General features: G+C 64.9%; 14 protein-coding genes and 1 riboswitch. Of the genes, 1 reads left to right on the forward strand and 13 read right to left on the reverse strand.

The window, feature by feature from the left end; all coding sequences use genetic code 11:
• Window positions 1–52 precede the first annotated feature (52 nt).
• The 11 genes from HRU81_07840 to HRU81_07890 form a co-directional block, all read right to left on the reverse strand.
• On the reverse strand, window positions 53–1,561 hold the full coding sequence (locus tag HRU81_07840) for an oligosaccharide repeat unit polymerase (protein ID QOJ32011.1): 1,509 nt from the start codon (window positions 1,559–1,561) through the stop codon (window positions 53–55).
• Window positions 1,539–2,891 (reverse strand): hypothetical protein, encoded by a 1,353-nt coding sequence (locus HRU81_07845; GenBank protein QOJ32012.1) that lies wholly within the window; start codon window positions 2,889–2,891, stop codon window positions 1,539–1,541. The genes HRU81_07840 and HRU81_07845 overlap by 23 nt, the downstream gene beginning before the upstream one ends.
• A gap of 41 nt (window positions 2,892–2,932) precedes the next feature.
• On the reverse strand, window positions 2,933–4,405 hold the full coding sequence (locus HRU81_07850) for a lipopolysaccharide biosynthesis protein (GenBank protein ID QOJ32013.1): 1,473 nt from the start codon (window positions 4,403–4,405) through the stop codon (window positions 2,933–2,935).
• A gap of 59 nt (window positions 4,406–4,464) precedes the next feature.
• A complete protein-coding gene (locus tag HRU81_07855; GenBank protein QOJ32014.1) occupies window positions 4,465–5,331 on the reverse strand; it encodes an AAA family ATPase in 867 nt (288 codons plus the stop codon).
• Between the two features lie 31 nt (window positions 5,332–5,362).
• Complete coding sequence (locus HRU81_07860; protein ID QOJ32015.1) at window positions 5,363–6,208, reverse strand: AAA family ATPase; 846 nt, start codon at window positions 6,206–6,208, stop codon at window positions 5,363–5,365.
• Between the two features lie 16 nt (window positions 6,209–6,224).
• Entirely contained in the window at window positions 6,225–7,988 is a 1,764-nt protein-coding gene (locus tag HRU81_07865; protein ID QOJ32016.1) for a hypothetical protein, read from the reverse strand.
• 330 nt (window positions 7,989–8,318) lie between these two features.
• Complete coding sequence (locus HRU81_07870) at window positions 8,319–9,110, reverse strand: hypothetical protein (GenBank protein ID QOJ32017.1); 792 nt, start codon at window positions 9,108–9,110, stop codon at window positions 8,319–8,321.
• Between the two features lie 204 nt (window positions 9,111–9,314).
• Entirely contained in the window at window positions 9,315–10,157 is an 843-nt protein-coding gene (locus HRU81_07875; protein QOJ32018.1) for a phosphotransferase, read from the reverse strand.
• The gene (locus tag HRU81_07880; protein QOJ32019.1) at window positions 10,154–10,774 is read right to left on the reverse strand and encodes a nicotinamide mononucleotide transporter; all 621 of its coding nucleotides are present in this window, start codon (window positions 10,772–10,774) and stop codon (window positions 10,154–10,156) included. Before HRU81_07880 ends, HRU81_07875 begins: the two co-directional genes overlap by 4 nt.
• On the reverse strand, window positions 10,758–11,039 hold the full coding sequence (locus tag HRU81_07885; GenBank protein QOJ32020.1) for a hypothetical protein: 282 nt from the start codon (window positions 11,037–11,039) through the stop codon (window positions 10,758–10,760). The genes HRU81_07880 and HRU81_07885 overlap by 17 nt, the downstream gene beginning before the upstream one ends.
• A gap of 27 nt (window positions 11,040–11,066) precedes the next feature.
• Window positions 11,067–13,280 (reverse strand): TonB-dependent receptor, encoded by a 2,214-nt coding sequence (locus HRU81_07890; GenBank protein ID QOJ32021.1) that lies wholly within the window; start codon window positions 13,278–13,280, stop codon window positions 11,067–11,069.
• Window positions 13,278–13,380: riboswitch (TPP riboswitch) on the reverse strand. Its footprint overlaps the gene before it by 3 nt.
• Before the next feature lie 79 nt (window positions 13,381–13,459).
• Between HRU81_07890 and HRU81_07895 the strand changes: the two genes are divergently transcribed.
• Window positions 13,460–14,329 (forward strand): amidohydrolase, encoded by an 870-nt coding sequence (locus HRU81_07895; GenBank protein QOJ32022.1) that lies wholly within the window; start codon window positions 13,460–13,462, stop codon window positions 14,327–14,329.
• A gap of 181 nt (window positions 14,330–14,510) precedes the next feature.
• Here the strand turns inward: HRU81_07895 and HRU81_07900 are convergent, their stop codons facing one another.
• Window positions 14,511–15,704, reverse strand: coding sequence for a CoA transferase (locus tag HRU81_07900; GenBank protein QOJ32023.1), 1,194 nt, complete (start codon window positions 15,702–15,704; stop codon window positions 14,511–14,513).
• A 3-nt stretch (window positions 15,705–15,707) separates the two neighbouring features.
• Window positions 15,708–15,965, reverse strand: a complete 258-nt coding sequence (locus HRU81_07905) for a hypothetical protein (GenBank protein ID QOJ32024.1) — start codon at window positions 15,963–15,965, stop codon at window positions 15,708–15,710.
• Window positions 15,966–16,019 lie beyond the last annotated feature (54 nt).

The following is a 16,019-nucleotide window of genomic DNA, read 5'->3' on the forward strand; positions in this document are numbered from 1 at the left end:
TCCAGATGGAAAGACAGAGTGGTTCAAAATCACCAACAACCGTACATGCCCACTAGACATCGAAAGACCTCGTGCGCCGAATGGGCGCCATCCACACGCAGGCCCACACCACCGCAAGTATGAGAACTAACCGAAACAGCTGTCCCGTTCCATCTACTACCATTTTGAAGATCATGTACGAGACAAATGGGTATGCCGCGAACAGCACAGGCGCATGAAATCTGTTATCCACCCACCGCTGCATCATTGCGAGCACCGCCCCATACACAAACATTCCGATGAGAACTCCTCCAAGACCAAGCGCGATATACAACTCTCCGATCAGTGAGGGACTCAGTGCTGTATTCCATCCTACATGCTCAGGGTACACGAGCAGGTCCATGAACCGACCCGTTTCAATTGTCGGGATGGAATCCCCAAACAATTGTCTATCAATTGGCTCAATCCAATTGAGCAACGCCAATGGCCCTAGTAGCTCTCCACCATGCCTTACATACCGCACTGCTATTGCGACTGAATCCAGTTGCTCGATATTTTGTGCAACCACCCGCACAATCTGCAAATCAAGGTTCTCGTAGAAGTATTCCGTCATCTGCCCCCAATCTGCCCGCACCTTCGTATTGGCGGTCATCCGATACGTGCCGACAAATGCACTAACCACAATTAGGAGAACACCTCCAGCCAAGATGGCCTGCCACCGGAATCGGCGGCGACCATAGTGGAATAGCGTCAACCAGCAAAATAGCGGAGCAATTACCAAGTCTCTGCCCTGAAACAGAAAAAATGCTCCTGACATCATTAACGCTATCGTGAGACACCACCACGGGTGGTTGTGGATCATACATACGCCAAACAGGCCAAGGGCCGCGAACATCAGCATCGCGCCCCAGAACCAGCCGCCATAAATTCCACGAAAGATGTCCGCTCGACCTAGGTTGTACTGCAGAAAGTAACTAGTGCCACCACCCTTCATCACCAGAGTGAGATAGCAAACAACTCCAAGTGCACCGAGGACCACCGCTGCACCAAGCATGAATGTTCTGGTTTTCCCCGAAAGGTCCCAATGAGCAAGGCCGCTTCGGTTTGACCGGCCACTCCCCAAGCGAACGAGTGAATATCCCGCCAGCAATGCGAGCATACCAACCAAAGCAAGGACAGCCGCCCACGTAAGGGCCTCATCATTGGCTGCCCCATAAGCAGGCCTTTCGCTGCCGTAAAACGAACCAAGCCATAAAGGCGCCACAGCCATGCTGACAGCGTAAAGTAAGACCGCCACCGCGACTGGATGCAACGGATCAGCAGATCGCTCCAGCAGTACGAATGACGATGCAACAAGACCTAGAATCGCCAATATCATGCAACTTGTCGTCGCCGAGCCCCATGAAGCGCGACTCATCGCGAACATGCCCACTACAGCCAGGAAGATGCCTAGCGTAAGCTTCCCACCATCACTCCCGTGTCGCGTCCTAATCGTATTGATTGGGGCGCTCATTCCAACTTGTGTTTTTCGACCACTGCCAAGCACAACTCCTTCCTCTTCAACCCGCCCCAGACGTCTCATGCGACCGCCTTAGCTCATCATGCAATAACCGCCTTACACCGGAAGTCATCAGCGTTTGCTCTGGTATTTTTGTCATCCACGGCGACCCCATAGCAGCCGTGCCGAACTGCCTGATCCTACCCAGCTCACCCTGCAGACGAGCCACTGATACGTCTGTCGGAAGACTCCAACCGAGAGAAGGCGGACCTGCGCCGTATACTCTTCGCCACAGCGGAACAGAATCGCTGGACTGCGAATACAGATGCATCAGAGCGTAACTTGTCTTGTCCAGATACACCTCAGCGCAGCCTTCACTCACTACGACACCAGCCATTTCTCCGAGAAGTTCCCGAATGCCTTGCTGCCACGCATTCGGATCGCCTGGTTCATGGCCATGCTGGTCAGACCAGCAAACCAATGGGGGTGTCGCAAGAACCATATCTAGATAGATACCGCCTGCCCGCTGCCCATCTAGGTCATTGAGTGCGCCCCTCGCCTTCCGTATGATCTCTCGCCATTCTGGCGAGGCCGGGCACGCGTAGCAAAGGTCCTGAAGTGTGTTGCTGTATGAAATTAGGCCACCAAACCGCCCTCGAACAGCGACACGATTACCAATCGCTCGAAATGACTCCAATCGCTGATCCCAAAGCAAACCATTTACGTATGGCAGCGCAACAGCTCCTGCAGCACGAGCCCGGCGCATGAGCAGCCCGAAACCGCCCTCATCTCTGGCGCGATAATCGGGGTACATCGTATCGAATGCATGTCGCCGATACTGGGTAAACCACACGCCGATCGGTCGCGGGAAGTCCGCATATATCTCGTCGAGGTAGCGGCCTTGCACATCCGAATCTGGGCTAGAGGCCACGACACACCAGCTAAAGTCATTCTTGTGCGCCTTCGTCCAGCTGGCCCACGTCTGCTTAAGCGCCCACTCTCTATAAACAGCAGCAGCAGCCTCAATGGTGGGTGGAATCTCCACTGCCTCGACTTCTGGCGTCTTACCATGAAAGGTAATTCTCAACTTGCGCCTTGGGTAAATTGCCCAATCAGATGACTGGCCGTCGGCATCCTTGGAGAACACCAATAATCCCTTCTTCGCACTGAAGAAGGCAGCCATCTGCATGCAATGATCTCTGGATGGATAGCGCCGGAAGATCGGCGCCAGAGAGCTAGTCAATTGCCCATGCTCTCGCGGAAGGAGAATTGAATCGTAGGTCGAGATATCGAACTCCCTTGAGACGCCTGCCCCCTCGGCGCTGAGCACCGCACGTGCCCTACCAAGCAGCGAACCCGCAATACCAAGCGCTACGCTTTTGGTGATCGTGCGTCTTGTCCAATAAACCGTCATCCTACCGACTCGCATACCGGCTAGCCCGCTACTCCAAGACTCTATCTCAGTGCACTTCGTATATCGGATCGCACCACACTGATCAATTGCTCCCCGTCCCTGCCCAGAAGCACTCCCGTATTCTTGCTGAAAACGAATGCCAAGAGCACCCCTCCAATTCCAACGCCACTTAACAGCACCGCGGCACTTCCAATATCAATGGCCACACCCACCGCATGCGTTGCTCCTCCGAGTACTAGCGCCGCCATTCCTATCCGCGTCGCCGGCACAAGCGCGCGAAGAACTTCTGCGATTGAGACGTCTGCCAGCCGACAACAAAGGTACGTCATGAGCATTGCATCGAGCATTGTTGAGACAACAACGGCCCATGCAACACCGTTAATGCCCAAGCTCAGAAGTACAAATCCAAGCGAAAACACCATGGCTGCGAACAACCACTGCCGCCATGCTCGCGTGTATGTCGCACCGAGGGCGCGCGCTGTCGGGTCCGCTACCTTATGGAGCATTCGAAATGGAACCGCCAGCGCCAAAATTTGGACAACTGCGACAGCCGCGCTCCATTGCTTTCCAAGGATCACACTCACACCCGCATCTGCGAAAAGCCAAGTAAGGACCGCCATTGGAACACTTATCAAGGAAGCACCACTAACAGCCATGAGGTAGGCCTTGGGAAGCCGGATTGTGTCACCCTGCAATCTGGCGATGACTGGAAATACAAACCTATCGAAGACCTGGCCTATATAGAAGGAGGGCATCGTGACTAGTTGGTTAGCCCTTCCATAGTGCCCAGTTGAAACAACACCGATAAAGGCCGCAACCAGATAGCTATCGGCCTGACTGCCAACGTAGCTGCCAAAGCGTGCAAAGGTTTGCCCGACACCAAACTTCAAGATCTGCTTTCCGTCTGCGAAACTGCTTGGTAGCGCAGAAAGATTTCGATGCCTAGCCCCCAACAAGGCCGCCCTTATGGCTGCCTGACCAATCTGACCAATGATCACGGACCAATAGGATAGCCCTGACATCGCGCACCCCACTGCAACCACCGCGTATCCAATACCGAAACTCCAGCCATCCACACGCGCCAAGAAGCGAAAATCTAACTCGCGCTGACATAAAGATTCCTGAACAGCTGACCAGCCACGAATGAGAAAGACAACGGAAAGGACACGGATAGCTGGGATCAGGACTTCCACTCCAGTTAGCTGACCCAGGAGCGGCGCCATAAGCCAGACTACGACTGCAACGCCAATTCCAAAGAGGCAGGACAGCAGAAATCCGGAGCCAAGCAACGACGGCGAGAGAGTTGCCGAATGAACTATGAACGGCGCAACACCGAACTCCGAGAAGGCGAGGCACAGCTGCGTTACGAGCGTCGCAATCGTTGCAACCCCAAACTCAAAGGGCGTCAACAGGCGAGCCAGTGCGACGAGCGCGATGAGTTGTGCGCCTGTTTGGAGGACGGTACCTGATGTGGCCCACAGAAAGCTGCGGGACAGTGTCCCCGGCTTTGTCATCGCGTGAACCTGATTTGCCGAAGAGCGCCTAGTACCTCGATCACTGACAGTCCGAGGGTTTATCCCGGCGATTCGCTATTGGCTGGTGAGATCCTATGCCGTCTCGCGGACCCCACCGGCAACCCCATCCGCACCCGGTCCCGCAGTACCGACCGCACCGTTGCGCCCTCGATGCGCGCCTGCTCGGCCGAGAACCCATACACCAGGCACAGGTCGCAGAGCGTGTTGACCAGCCGCGGGATGCCGTCGCTGGCGGCGGCGATGAGGCGCACGGCCTCGGGGGCAAAGACTTCGGGGCTGCCGCCGGCGACCTTCATGCGGTGGGCGATGTAGGCGGCGACGTCGCCGAAGCTGAAGGGGGCGAGGTTGTAGGCGACGGAGACGCGCTGCGTGAGCTGGCGCAGCTCGTGCTTCTTCAGCAGGTCGTGCAGCTCGGGCTGGCCGACGAGGATGAGGTGCAGCAGGTAGTCCTTCTGGGCGTTGACGTTGGAGAGCATGCGGATCTCTTCCAGGCCCTTGACGCCGAGGTTCTGCGCCTCGTCGACGATCAGCACCACCGGGTGGCCGGCGGCGTACTCGCGGATGAGGAACTGCACGAAGTCGTCGTAGAGTTCGACCTGGGTCTTGCCCTTGTAGGGCAGGCCGTAGGCCATCATGATCCACTCGGCCATCTCGCCGAAGTTGTTGTGCGTGAAGTTGATGAGGCCGACGCGCAGCTCGGGCCCGACTTCGTCGAGCAGGCGGTTGATCAGCGTGGTCTTGCCGCAGCCGACCTCGCCGGTGATGACGGTGAAGCCCTGGCGGTTCTGGATGCTGTACTGGAGCAGCGTCAGCGCCGTGGCGTGGCGCTTGGACATGTAGAGGAACGAGGGATCGGGCAGCAGCGCGAAGGGGCGTTCCTTGAGGCCGTAGAAGCTTTCGTACATCCCGTGTAACCGGCCGCGGCTGGCGCCGTCCCTACTCGCTGGCGAGCGAGGCGCGCTGCCTGGCGTAGCCGTAGCCACCGCGGGGCGCGTGGGCCTTGTTGAGCACGGTGCCGATCACCGGCGCGCTCTTCAGCACCTCCAGCGCCTTCTGCAGGTCCTCGCGCGAGGTGCCGCCCGCCTCGGCCACCATGAGCATCGAATCGGTGTAGGGGGCGAAGGCGAGCGCATCGTCGGCGGCCAGGATCGGCGGCAGGTCGAACACCACGAGGCGGTCCGGATAGCGGTGCTTGATCTCGTTCACCAGCGCCACCATCTTCGGCGAGCGCAGCATCTCGGAGGAGTTCTGGATGGGCTCGCGTCCCGGCAGCACCACGAGGCGCTCGATCGACGGCGTGAACAGCATGCGGTGGACGGACACCTCGCCCTTGAGGTAGTCGCTCAGGCCCAGCTCCGGCTGGTAATTGAAGTACTGGTGCACCGAGGGCTTGCGCAGGTCGAGGTCCACCAGCAGCACGGTGTGCGTGACTTCCATCGCCAGGCTGATGGCGAGGTTGATGGCCGTCAGCGTCTTGCCGCAGCCGCTGGCCGGGCCGGTGACGGCCACCGAGGTCCAGTGGTTCTCCCGCAGGGTCTGCAGCACGCGCGTGCGCAGCATGCGGTAAGCGTCGGAGAGCTCGTGGCCGGGGACGGCGGCGACCAGGCGGTTGTCGCGCAGCACCTGCTCGGGCACGTCGACGATCCGCGTCTGCGTGTAGCGCACGCCGGTGGAAAGGTCCTGCGCGGGGTTGCCGCCGGCGGCGCCCGGCCGGGGCTCGGTGCCGAGGTTCTGCGCGCGCTCGCGCCCCGCCTGTTCCAGTGCCTTGCGAATCCGTTCCATGGGAAGTCCTACGCCATCACATGCCCAGGCGTCGCAGGGCGACGTACCAGGCCACGTCCAGGTTGATGATGAAGAAGTGGATCAGTACGGCGACCACGGCCAGCACCGCCGGCACCACGACCAGCGCGGTGATCCGCCGTTTCTGCTTCTGCGCCTGGTCGCCGCTGTTCTGGATCAGCGGGATCTCGGCGAGCGGCGGCGAGCCCTGCACGCGCTCGATGGCGCGCGCGCTGTTGACCGAGCCGTCGAGGGATTCCGCCACCTGCGGCCAGCCGAGCGCCACCGCCAGCACCAGCACCAGCAGCAGCGCCAGCAACACCGGGCGGTTGGGGCTCGCCGGCACCAGCGGCATGTTCGGCGGCTCCACCAGGGTGAAGCGCTCGCCCTTCGCCTGGGTTTCCATCGCCTGGCCCATCTTCGCGGCGAACAGGCGGTCCTTGGCGTTGCGGTAGTTCTCGGCGGTGGTCACCAGCGTGCGCTGCAGGGCGGAGAGCTGGCGCTCCACGTCCGAGGTCTGCATGGCGTTGTGCTCGTAGCTGGCGATCTTCGCCTGCACCTTGGCGCGCTCGTCCCGCAGTGCGGCTGCCTTGGAATCCAGCGCCGCGCGCTGCGCCTGCACCTGGATGTAGGCCGGGTTGGTCGGCTCGCGCGAGGGGCGGCGCGCGGACACCGGCGGCTCGGCCGCCAGCTTGCCCTCCAGCGTCTGGATCTGCCGCTGCAGCGTCAGCACCTCGGGGTGGTCGGCGCTGTAGCGCTCGCGGGCCTTGGCGAGCTGCGCCCGCAGGCTGGTGATGCGCGAGGCGGTGTCGTTCGGGCTGACGTTCTCGCCGACTTCCTGGCGCAGCGCCTCGACGTCGCGGCGCATGCGCACCACGTCGGGGTGGTCGGGGCTGTAGCGGCCCTCCAGCAAAGCGAGCTGGCTCTCCATGGCGCGCAGCTGGTCGGCCGGCGCGGCGATGCCCCGGCCATCCGGCATGATCACCGGCGCCATGGGCTCGAGCTGCGCGAGCTGCGCATCGAGCATGATCTTCGACTGCTCGATGTCCTTGATCTGGCGGTCGATCTCCATGAGGTCGGCATCCGAACGCTGCAGCATCTGCAGGTTGAAGACGCTCTCCTCGGGCAGCGAGCCCTTGTTCTCCTGCTTCACCCTGGCGATCTGGCTCTCCAGCTCGCGCACCTGGCCGTCGAGGCGGTCCACCTCGGCCTGCATGAACTGGCTGGTCTCGGCGGTCTGCTCGGTGCGGGCGCGGACGTTCTCGCCGAGGTAGAGGGTGACCAGCTCGTTGGCCACCTTCTGGGCGATCGCCGGGTTCTCGTGCTCGAAGCCGACGGTGAAGGCGATGGTCTGGTTGATCGGCCGTCCGCCTGCCTGCTCGGCCAGCGGCGCATCGATGACGTCGATGCGGATATCCTTCTGCACGTCCTCGACCAGCAGCAGCGTCGGCAGGTACTTGCGTTCCTTCGGGAAGAGGTCGAACTTCTCGATGATCTGCTGCAGGTTGGTGCGCGTCATGACGCGCTGGTTGATGTACTGGATCTGCCGCGCCGCCATGGTGGTCACCGTGGTCGGCACCAGCCCGGGCGGGATCTCCGGATCCTCGATGAGGATCGTCGCATTGGAGAGGTAGCGGTTCGGCCAGAGGAAAATGGCCAGCAGGCCCAGCACCAGCAGCGCGGCCGCCGCCTTCAGGGCGGTGCCGCCACGCCGGCGCAGGGCGTCCATGTAATCCTGGAGACTCTTCGAGTCGTCCTCGGGAAGGGGAATGTCGTAAGCCATGCGCGGCCTGGTGCTCCCTGGGATGGTTGTCGCCGGTTCGGGTTCTGGGTGTTCTACTCAGCGTGCCGGCGGAGTCTAGCGGACAGGCCGCCGTGGCGATGTGACCAGCCGCCCAGAAAAATGATGTAACTTGCTGTCCTGCTTGGTATCTGCCAGCCCGTTGGGGCGACGGGGCGAAATATAGCACTATCGCGGCGCGCCCGTCTCGGCGGCCTTGCAGTGCCCATGCATCGCCGGCCGGAGCCGGCGCAATGCAGTGTTGGCAGGGAGAATTAAGGGCCGATTAAGGGCCTCGACCGAGGCCCGTTGGTGTTCGGGTTGCGCCCCGGCTCAGGTGCGGCGACGGCGGGCGCGGGCGACGATGCCGGCGGCGCCGGTCAGGAACAGCCAGGCGGCGCCGGGCAGCGGCACGGCGGTGCTGCCGCCGAAGAAGCCGCTGGTGATGCAATCCTGCAGCCAGTCACCGTCCCAGTGGTGGTCCATGTGGCCGCGCCAGTCGTGGCGCCAGATGCGGGACCAGTCGTGCCCGCCCTTGCCGAAGGTCTGCATCGCGAAGCGCGGGCTCATGTTGTCGTCGTCGTCCCATGAGCCGCAGCCGCCGGAGTCGCACTCGCCACTGCGGAAGCCCGCCACGCGGGCGGCGAAGAACTCGTGGCCCTGCGGGCTCTTGCCGGTGGAGAGGATGGCGTAGTCCTCCGGGGTGTCGCCGTCGATGCCGGTGATCGAAAACGTCAGCGTTTCCAGGCGGGCGTTGCCCTTGCCGCGCAGCTTGATGTCGAAGCGGCCGAAGCCATCCATGCGACGGTCGTTGACCGCCTTCCAGCCCTGCGGCAGGCCGCTGATGTCCATGGCCTCGGCGTCACCGCCGGGGACCACGTTGAGGGCGAAGGACTGGATGCCGAAGTTGCTGCCGGCGATGCCGGTCAGCGGGCCGAGCACCTGCACGGTGAAGTCGATGGCTCCGCCGGCGCCATCGGCCACATCCACCCGCAGGTAGTTGGTGCCGTCGGCGAGGACGTTGGATTGATCGAGGTAGAACGAGAGCGACGAAGCCTGGGCGGAAACGGACAGCGCGAGCGAAGCGCAGAGCCCCGCGAAACGCGTGAACTTCAGCGAACTCATGGTTGCCATCCCCCTTCACCTGCGGCGCAGCCGGCATCGGCCAGCGCGCTTGGAGTTGTTCTTGGACAGCAACTTAGCAAACGCGAATGCCCGCCAGCAAGCCGTTTTGGACATAACGCCCGCGCGCCCCGGTGCCGCCCTGCGCACCCTCCCGACCCACCTGGTCGGCAACTCCCAACCGAACCGTAACACCGGCACCGGAATTCACTCCAACTTATTGTTTAGTCGACGGGTGACGGTGGCGAGCTGGGTTTGCTGCGCGGGGGTCAGGGGCGCCGCCACGGCCAGGGCCAGCAGCCAGAGGCAGTGGACATGGTCGTAGAGCCGGCGGGCGAGCGTCAGCCGCACCACGGGGACGCGCGCCGCGGCGCCGAAATAGGCGCGGGTCAGCCGCCCGGCCAGGGCCGCCGGCAGGCGGTGGTGCTGGAGGAGGACGGCGAGGTCGAACAGCGGGTCACCGAGCGCGGCGTATTCCCAGTCGATCAGCAGCGGCTTGCGCAGGCCGACGACATTGGCGGGGATGGGATCGTGGTGGCACAGCGTGGATGGCCCCTGCAGGCAGTCCGCCATCAGCCGCCGCGCGGCGCGCGCGAGCTGCCGGGCATGGCGGCCGCCCGCGCGCCGCGCATAGCCGTCGAGGCTCGCCTCGAGGTCCAGCGGCTGGCCCGGCAGGCGTGACTCGTGCAAGCGCCGCAGCAGCCCGGCCAGCGTCTCGATGCGCCCGGGCAGCGCCAGCTCCGCCGCGCGCCAGGCACGGCCCGGGGCATGGCGCGTGACCAGCACCGCGGGCGGGCCCGGCCAGAGCAGGAGCGGCTCCGGTGCGATGCCGGCGGCGGCCGCCGCCGACCAGGCGGCGAATTCCACGCCGCGATCGGGGGCGAAGCCCGCGGCCAGCGGCTCGTCGATGCGCAAGACGAAGCGCTCGGCGCCACGTCCGGCGAGCCAGCTCGATTTCAGCGGACCCGCGTGCAGCCGGTGCAGCAGGCGCAGGCCACGCAGTCCGTGCCGGCCCGAGCCTGCCCGGCGCAGTGCCGCCTCGGGCGTCATGCGGGCTGCGCCACGAGATCGCGGCGCCAGGCGCGGTAACCGCGCAGGATCAGCAGCAGGTACAGCCCGAAGAGCAGCACCGTCAGCCACAGGCCGCGCTGCGCGTAGATCCACATCGAGGCGCTGTCGATGACGAACCACCACAGCCAGTTCTCCAGCAGCTTGCGCGCCACCATCCAGGTGGCCAGCACCGAGGCCCAGGCGACCAGCGCATCGGCGTAGGGCAGCGCCGCCGGTGTCCAGGCGGCGAGCAGCGCGCCGTTGGCGAGGCCGAGCGCGAGGACCAGCAACAGCGCCTGCCCCTGCCGGCGCAGGGGCCAGCGCGTCACCGGCAGCGGCCGGGCCGGGCGCGCCCAGTGCAGCCAGCCGTAGACGGAGACGCCGATGTAGAAGAGCTGCAGCACGGCTTCGCTGTACAGCGCGGCGCGGAAGAACAGCAGCAGGTAGATCAGCGTGCTGGCGATGCCCGCCGCCCAGCACCAGATGTTCTGGCGGATGGCGAGCAGCAGGTAGGCGATGGCGAGTACCACGGCGAGCGCCTCCCAGGGCCATAGCGCCGCGACCTGCGCGAGGATCTGCCCGCCGGCTGGACCCAGCGGCTCAGTGGCCGGCGCCATCGATTCCCGGCGCCGAGCCGATGGCGAGGTCCGCGTTCAGGTACTTGACGACGAAGGCCATGGCGCCGGGGCCAGCCATGCTCGCCTGCATGCAGCGGTCGATCGCGCCGGTGACGGCGGCGAACTCACCGCGCAGCTGCGTGCTCATCTGGTTGCTGATGACCTCGATCCCCGGCTGGCGGCGCAGGTGGAAGATGAACTCGGTGATGGTGGTGACGAACTGCTCGTTGAGCGGGTACAGGCTGATCTCGGCGGTGATGCGCATGCTGCTCTCCTCGGAAACGGGTGGCGGTCACATCCGCCAGGCGAGCCCGATACCCACCTGGCGCGGATCGCCGAGGCGGAGATAACGCCTGGCGGGGAAATCGGGCGGCTCGTTGCCGAAATAGTAACCGCGGGTCACCCAGGTCTCGTCGAACAGGTTGCGCACCCAGAACACGGCTTCCCAGTGGTCCCAGCGGCGTCCGGCGCGCAGGTTGAACAGCTCGGCGGCCGGCGCCTTGCGGTCGCCGCCGGTGCTGCTGTCGTAATCGAAGACATAGCAGCCGCGTCCGCTGGCATCGAGGCTGGCGAACCACCCTGCCCCGTCCTGCCAGAGCAGGCCGGCCGACCAGCTCAGCGGCGGCGCGTGGGGGAATTCGCGGCCCTCGAACTCCGGGCGGGTGGCGAAGCGCTGCAGCTCGGTGTCGAGCAGGCCGAGGCCGGCGCGCAGCGTCAGCGACGCGCCCAGCCGCCAGGACAGCTGCGCCTCGGCGCCGAGCGCGCGCGCTGCCTGCGCGTTGTCGGTGAGGAAGATGAAGGTGTTCGGGTCCCCGGCGCTGAGCTGGATCGGCACCCGCACCTGCATGCGCTCGCGCTGCTGCCAGAACAGGCTGGCGTCGAGCCAGAGATCGGCATCGCCGAGATGCGTGCCGATCTCGTAGTTCCACAGCGCCTCCGGGCCGAACTCGATCTGCTCGCGCGACACCTGCAGGCCCGGCTGCGAGAAATCGGTGCGTGCCAGGCCGGGGTTGAAGCCGCCGGCCTTGTAGCCGCGGGCGACGCGGCCATAGACGGTGGCGAGCGGGCCGAGCTCGCGGGTCAGGGTCAGCTCGCCGCCCCAGAGGCGGTCGGTGGGCGCGAACTGGTTGCTGGCGGTGACGGCGGCCGCGCGGTCATCGAGCTGGTCCTGGTAGCGGGCCTCGCGCCGCTCGCCGCGCAGGCCGAGCGCCAGGCGCGTGGCGCTGCCGAGTGGCAGGGAGACCTCGCCGAACAGGGCCAGGCTGGTGGCGCGGTAGCGGCTGGTGACGCTGCGATCGGTGGCCAGCGGCGCGCAGAAGGCGGCGCCCGGATCCGGCGGCGCGGGACAGGCCGCGTCGTCGAGGTCGAGCAGGCCGTGGTCGGTGACGAGGTTGTCCTCCTCGAGCCGCTGGCCATAGGCACCGAGCAGCCAGTCGACGCGGCCGAAGAGCCGCCCGTCCGGGCCCGACAGCAGCCGCAGTTCCTGCGACAGGGTGTCGCGCTCGCGGTCGGTGAGCTGGGTGTAGGCGTAGACATCGGGCGCCCAGAGCGCGGGGTTGCCCCAGTCGGCATCGAAGCCGAAGCGGATGTCCGAGTCGGCCGTAGCGGTGATGCTCACCAGGCTCGCGGCCGTGCCGAGATCGCCGGTCACGCGCAGCGAGCCGGCGCGGCTGCGCTGGGCGTCGCGGCCGGGCTGGTCGGACTGCGTGGTGAAGCCGTTGTCGATCGACCAGTCGTCGTAGCCGTCGTCGATGTCGACGTACAGCGCCGTGGCATCCACCTGCCAGCCTGGCGCGGGATGCCAGCGCAGGCGGCCGCGGCCGGTCAGCTCGTCGCGCCGCGCGCTGTCATCGCGGCCGAGGTAGGCGTTGCGGCGAAAGCCGTCGCCGCGGAACTGCTGCAGGGCCAGGCGCCAGGCGAGCGCCTCGCCCGTGCCGGGCACCGGCCCGCCGCCGGCGGCGCCGATGCCGCGGGCGCCGTCGCTGCCGGCCAGGGTCTCGACCCGCGCGTCGGGCTCGGCGGTGGGTGCCACGGAGCTCAGGTAGATCATGCCGGCCAGGGCGTTGGCGCCGTAGCGCGTGGCCTGCGGGCCGCGCAGTACTTCCACGCGCGCGGTGTCGAAGGTGGTGGCGATGCCGCCGATGCCGGAGAAATCCACGTCGTCGATGACGAAGCCGACAGAGGGATTCGGCGCGCCCTCGTACTGCTCGAGCTCGCCGCTGCCGCGCACCTGGAAATAGCGCGCGCGGGCGCCCTCGCCGGAGAAGCCGAGGTTCGGCACCGCGGCGCCGAGCTCCTCGAAATGCTGCAGGGCGAGCGCCTGTACCGCGGCTGCGTCGAGCACGGCGACGCTGGCGGGCACCTCGCGCAGGGCTTCGCCCGGGCGCAGGCGCGCGGTGACGACGATTTCCTCGAGGCCGGCGGCGGGGCCGGGCCCGGCGGCGGCGGCAGTGGCGAGAGCCAGCAGCACGGCGGCGGCCAGCAAGCGATCAGGGCGGAAGGGCATCGGGTACGGTCCTGTTCCTACGCCGGTACTAACCGGATCAGGTTCAAAGGGTTCCCGGCTCGCGGGTCTCAGGCTGCGTCAGCCACCCCTCAGACGCGCTCATCTTAGGCGAGGCTGCCCGGCAGGGAAAGCGCCAGATGGGTAAACTGTGCGCCCCGATTTTCCTCAGGAACCCGGCCATGACGCAGAGCGCGGACTACAAGGCGATCGACGCCGTCGTCAACATCTGGACCGAGGAGGCGCTCTCCAAGCGCCCGAACTGGGGCACCTCGTTCTTCTCCGGGAAGATGAATGCCGACCAGAACCTCATCGCCAACCCGCTGAGCCTCGAGGCGATGATTGACCAGCTGGATGCGGCGGGCATCGAGATCGCCTTCCTCGTGGCCGCGCGCTCAGGCCGTCCCGGGCTGCCGGGCTGCTACCACATGCCCTACGACGTCGTGGCGCGCGCGGTCGCCAGGCACCCCACCCGCTTCCGTGCGCTGGCCGGCATCGACCCGTTCACCGGCATGAAGGGCGTGCGGGAGTTCGAATCCGCGGTGAAGAACGACGGCTTCATCGGCGCGCACCTCTATCCGCACTGGTTCGAGCTGGCGCCCGACGAGGCGAAGTACTACCCGTTCTACGCCAAGTGCTGCGAGCTCGGGGTGCCGATCCAGATGCAGGTGGGCCAGTCGATGATCTATGCGCCGGACTTTCCCTGCCGCAGCGTCGGCCGGCCGATCACCCTGGATGCGGTGGCCTGCGACTTCCCCGAGCTGAAGCTGATCGGCATCCACGTCGGCATCCCCTGGACCGAGGAGATGATCGCCATGGCATGGAAACACAAGAACGTCTACATCGGCAGCGATGCGCACCGGCCGAAGTACTGGCCGGAGAGCTTCCGGCGCTACATCAACACCCAGGGGCAGGACAAGGTGATCTTCGGCACCGACTTCCCGGTGCTGCCCTTCAAGCGCACCGTCGAGGACATCGATGCCCTCGGCCTCAAGCCCGAAGCACGCCGCAAGCTGATGCGCGACAACGTCGTGCGGATCTACGGCCTGTAAGAAAAGAAAAAGGTGTCAGAAAAAGGTGTCAGACTTATTTAAGAAAAGGTGTCAGACATATTTTTGGAAAAGGTGTCAGACATATTTTTCGCGCGTCACGTGAAAAATATGTCTGACACCTTTTCCAAAAATATGTCTGACACCTTTTCTTAAATAAGTCTGACACCTTTTTCTCTTTTTCTCAGGCCTGGAGCGTGGCGCCGGATTCCAGCATGGCGTCGATGTCGGCCTGGCTGCAGCCGGCCTCGCGCAGCACCTCGACGCTGTGTTCGCCGAGGCGCGGCTGCAGGCGGCGCACGTCGGCGGGGGTCTCGGAGAAGGTGTAGGGAAAGCGCGTCATGCGCAGCCGGCCCTCGGTGGGGTGATCCACCTCCTGCCAGAAATCGACCGCCTGCAGGTGCGGGTCGCGCACCAGGTCCTCGAGCGAATTGACGGCGTTGGTCGGCACGCTGGTCTCGCCGAAGATCCTCAGCCACTCGCCGGTGCTGCGCGTGGCCATGATCTTCGCGGTCTCGCTGTAGGTGTCGTCGATGTTGGTCACCCGGCTGTTCAGCGTGCGGAAGCGCGGATCGGTGATCAGCTCGGGATGACCGGATACCTTGCAGAAGGTCTCCCAGTGGTTGTCCAGGTACGGCAGGATGGCGATGTAGCCGTCCAGCGTCTTGTAGGGCTTGCGGTGGTAGCTCATCAGGCGCGTGTAGCCGGCGGTGCCGATGGGCGGCTCGAAGCTCATGCCCCAGAGATGCTCGGCCATGACGAAGTACACCATGGTCTCGAACATCGGCACCTCGATCTCCTGCCCGCGGCCGGTGCGCTCGCGGCTGAACAGCGCCGCCGTCACCGCCTGCACCACCGCCATGGCGGTGGTCTTGTCGGCGACCACGGTGGGCAGGTAGCGCGGCTCGCCGAGCACCATCTCGTTGAGCATGGCGATGCCGCTGATGGCCTGGATCGAGTCGTCGAGGGCGCCGCGGCTGCCGTAGGGACCCTTGCGGCCATAGCCGTAGGTGCCGCAGTAGATGATCTTCGGGTTGACGGCGCGGAAATCCTTGTAGGCCAGGCCCAGCTTGTCCATGACCTGGGCGCGGTTGTTGTGGATCACCACGTCGCAGGATTCGGCGATCTTCAGCACCGCGGCACGCGCCGCGGGCTGCTTCACGTCGAGCACCACGCTGCGCTTGTTGCGGTTGCAGGTGAGATAGAGCGCCGACATGCCCTTGCTGCGCGAGGCGCCCAGGGTGCGGTTGCTGTCACCGCGAGGCGGCTCCACCTTGATGACCTCGGCACCCATGTCCGCCAGGATCTGGCAGGCCCAGGGGCCGAGGACGACGGCCGTCATCTCGAGGATTTTGACGCCTGTGAGGGGACCGGACATCCCTCAGAACACGACGCGGTGCTTGCGCCGCGGCTCGCGCGGCAGCTCGGCGGGCGGGATCAGCCGCATCTGGTCGAAGTTCACGCTGAAGCCGCGCACCTGGATGCGCTCGAGGAAGGCCGCATAGCGGCGCGCGCGCTTCGGCGCGTCGACCACGTTCATGCGGTGGGCGATGCGCTTGTAGCGCAGCTTCTGCTCACCGGTCTCGGCGCGGAGCCACCGGCTCACGGCCGGGCTCTTCTTGTGCGGGATCAGCTTCATGATTGCCTCTCTGGGCCTGATTTCCGGAAGCGCAGGAATATGCCGCCTGCGCCC

Source organism: Gammaproteobacteria bacterium (genome assembly GCA_015709695.1).
GTDB lineage: Bacteria > Pseudomonadota > Gammaproteobacteria > Steroidobacterales.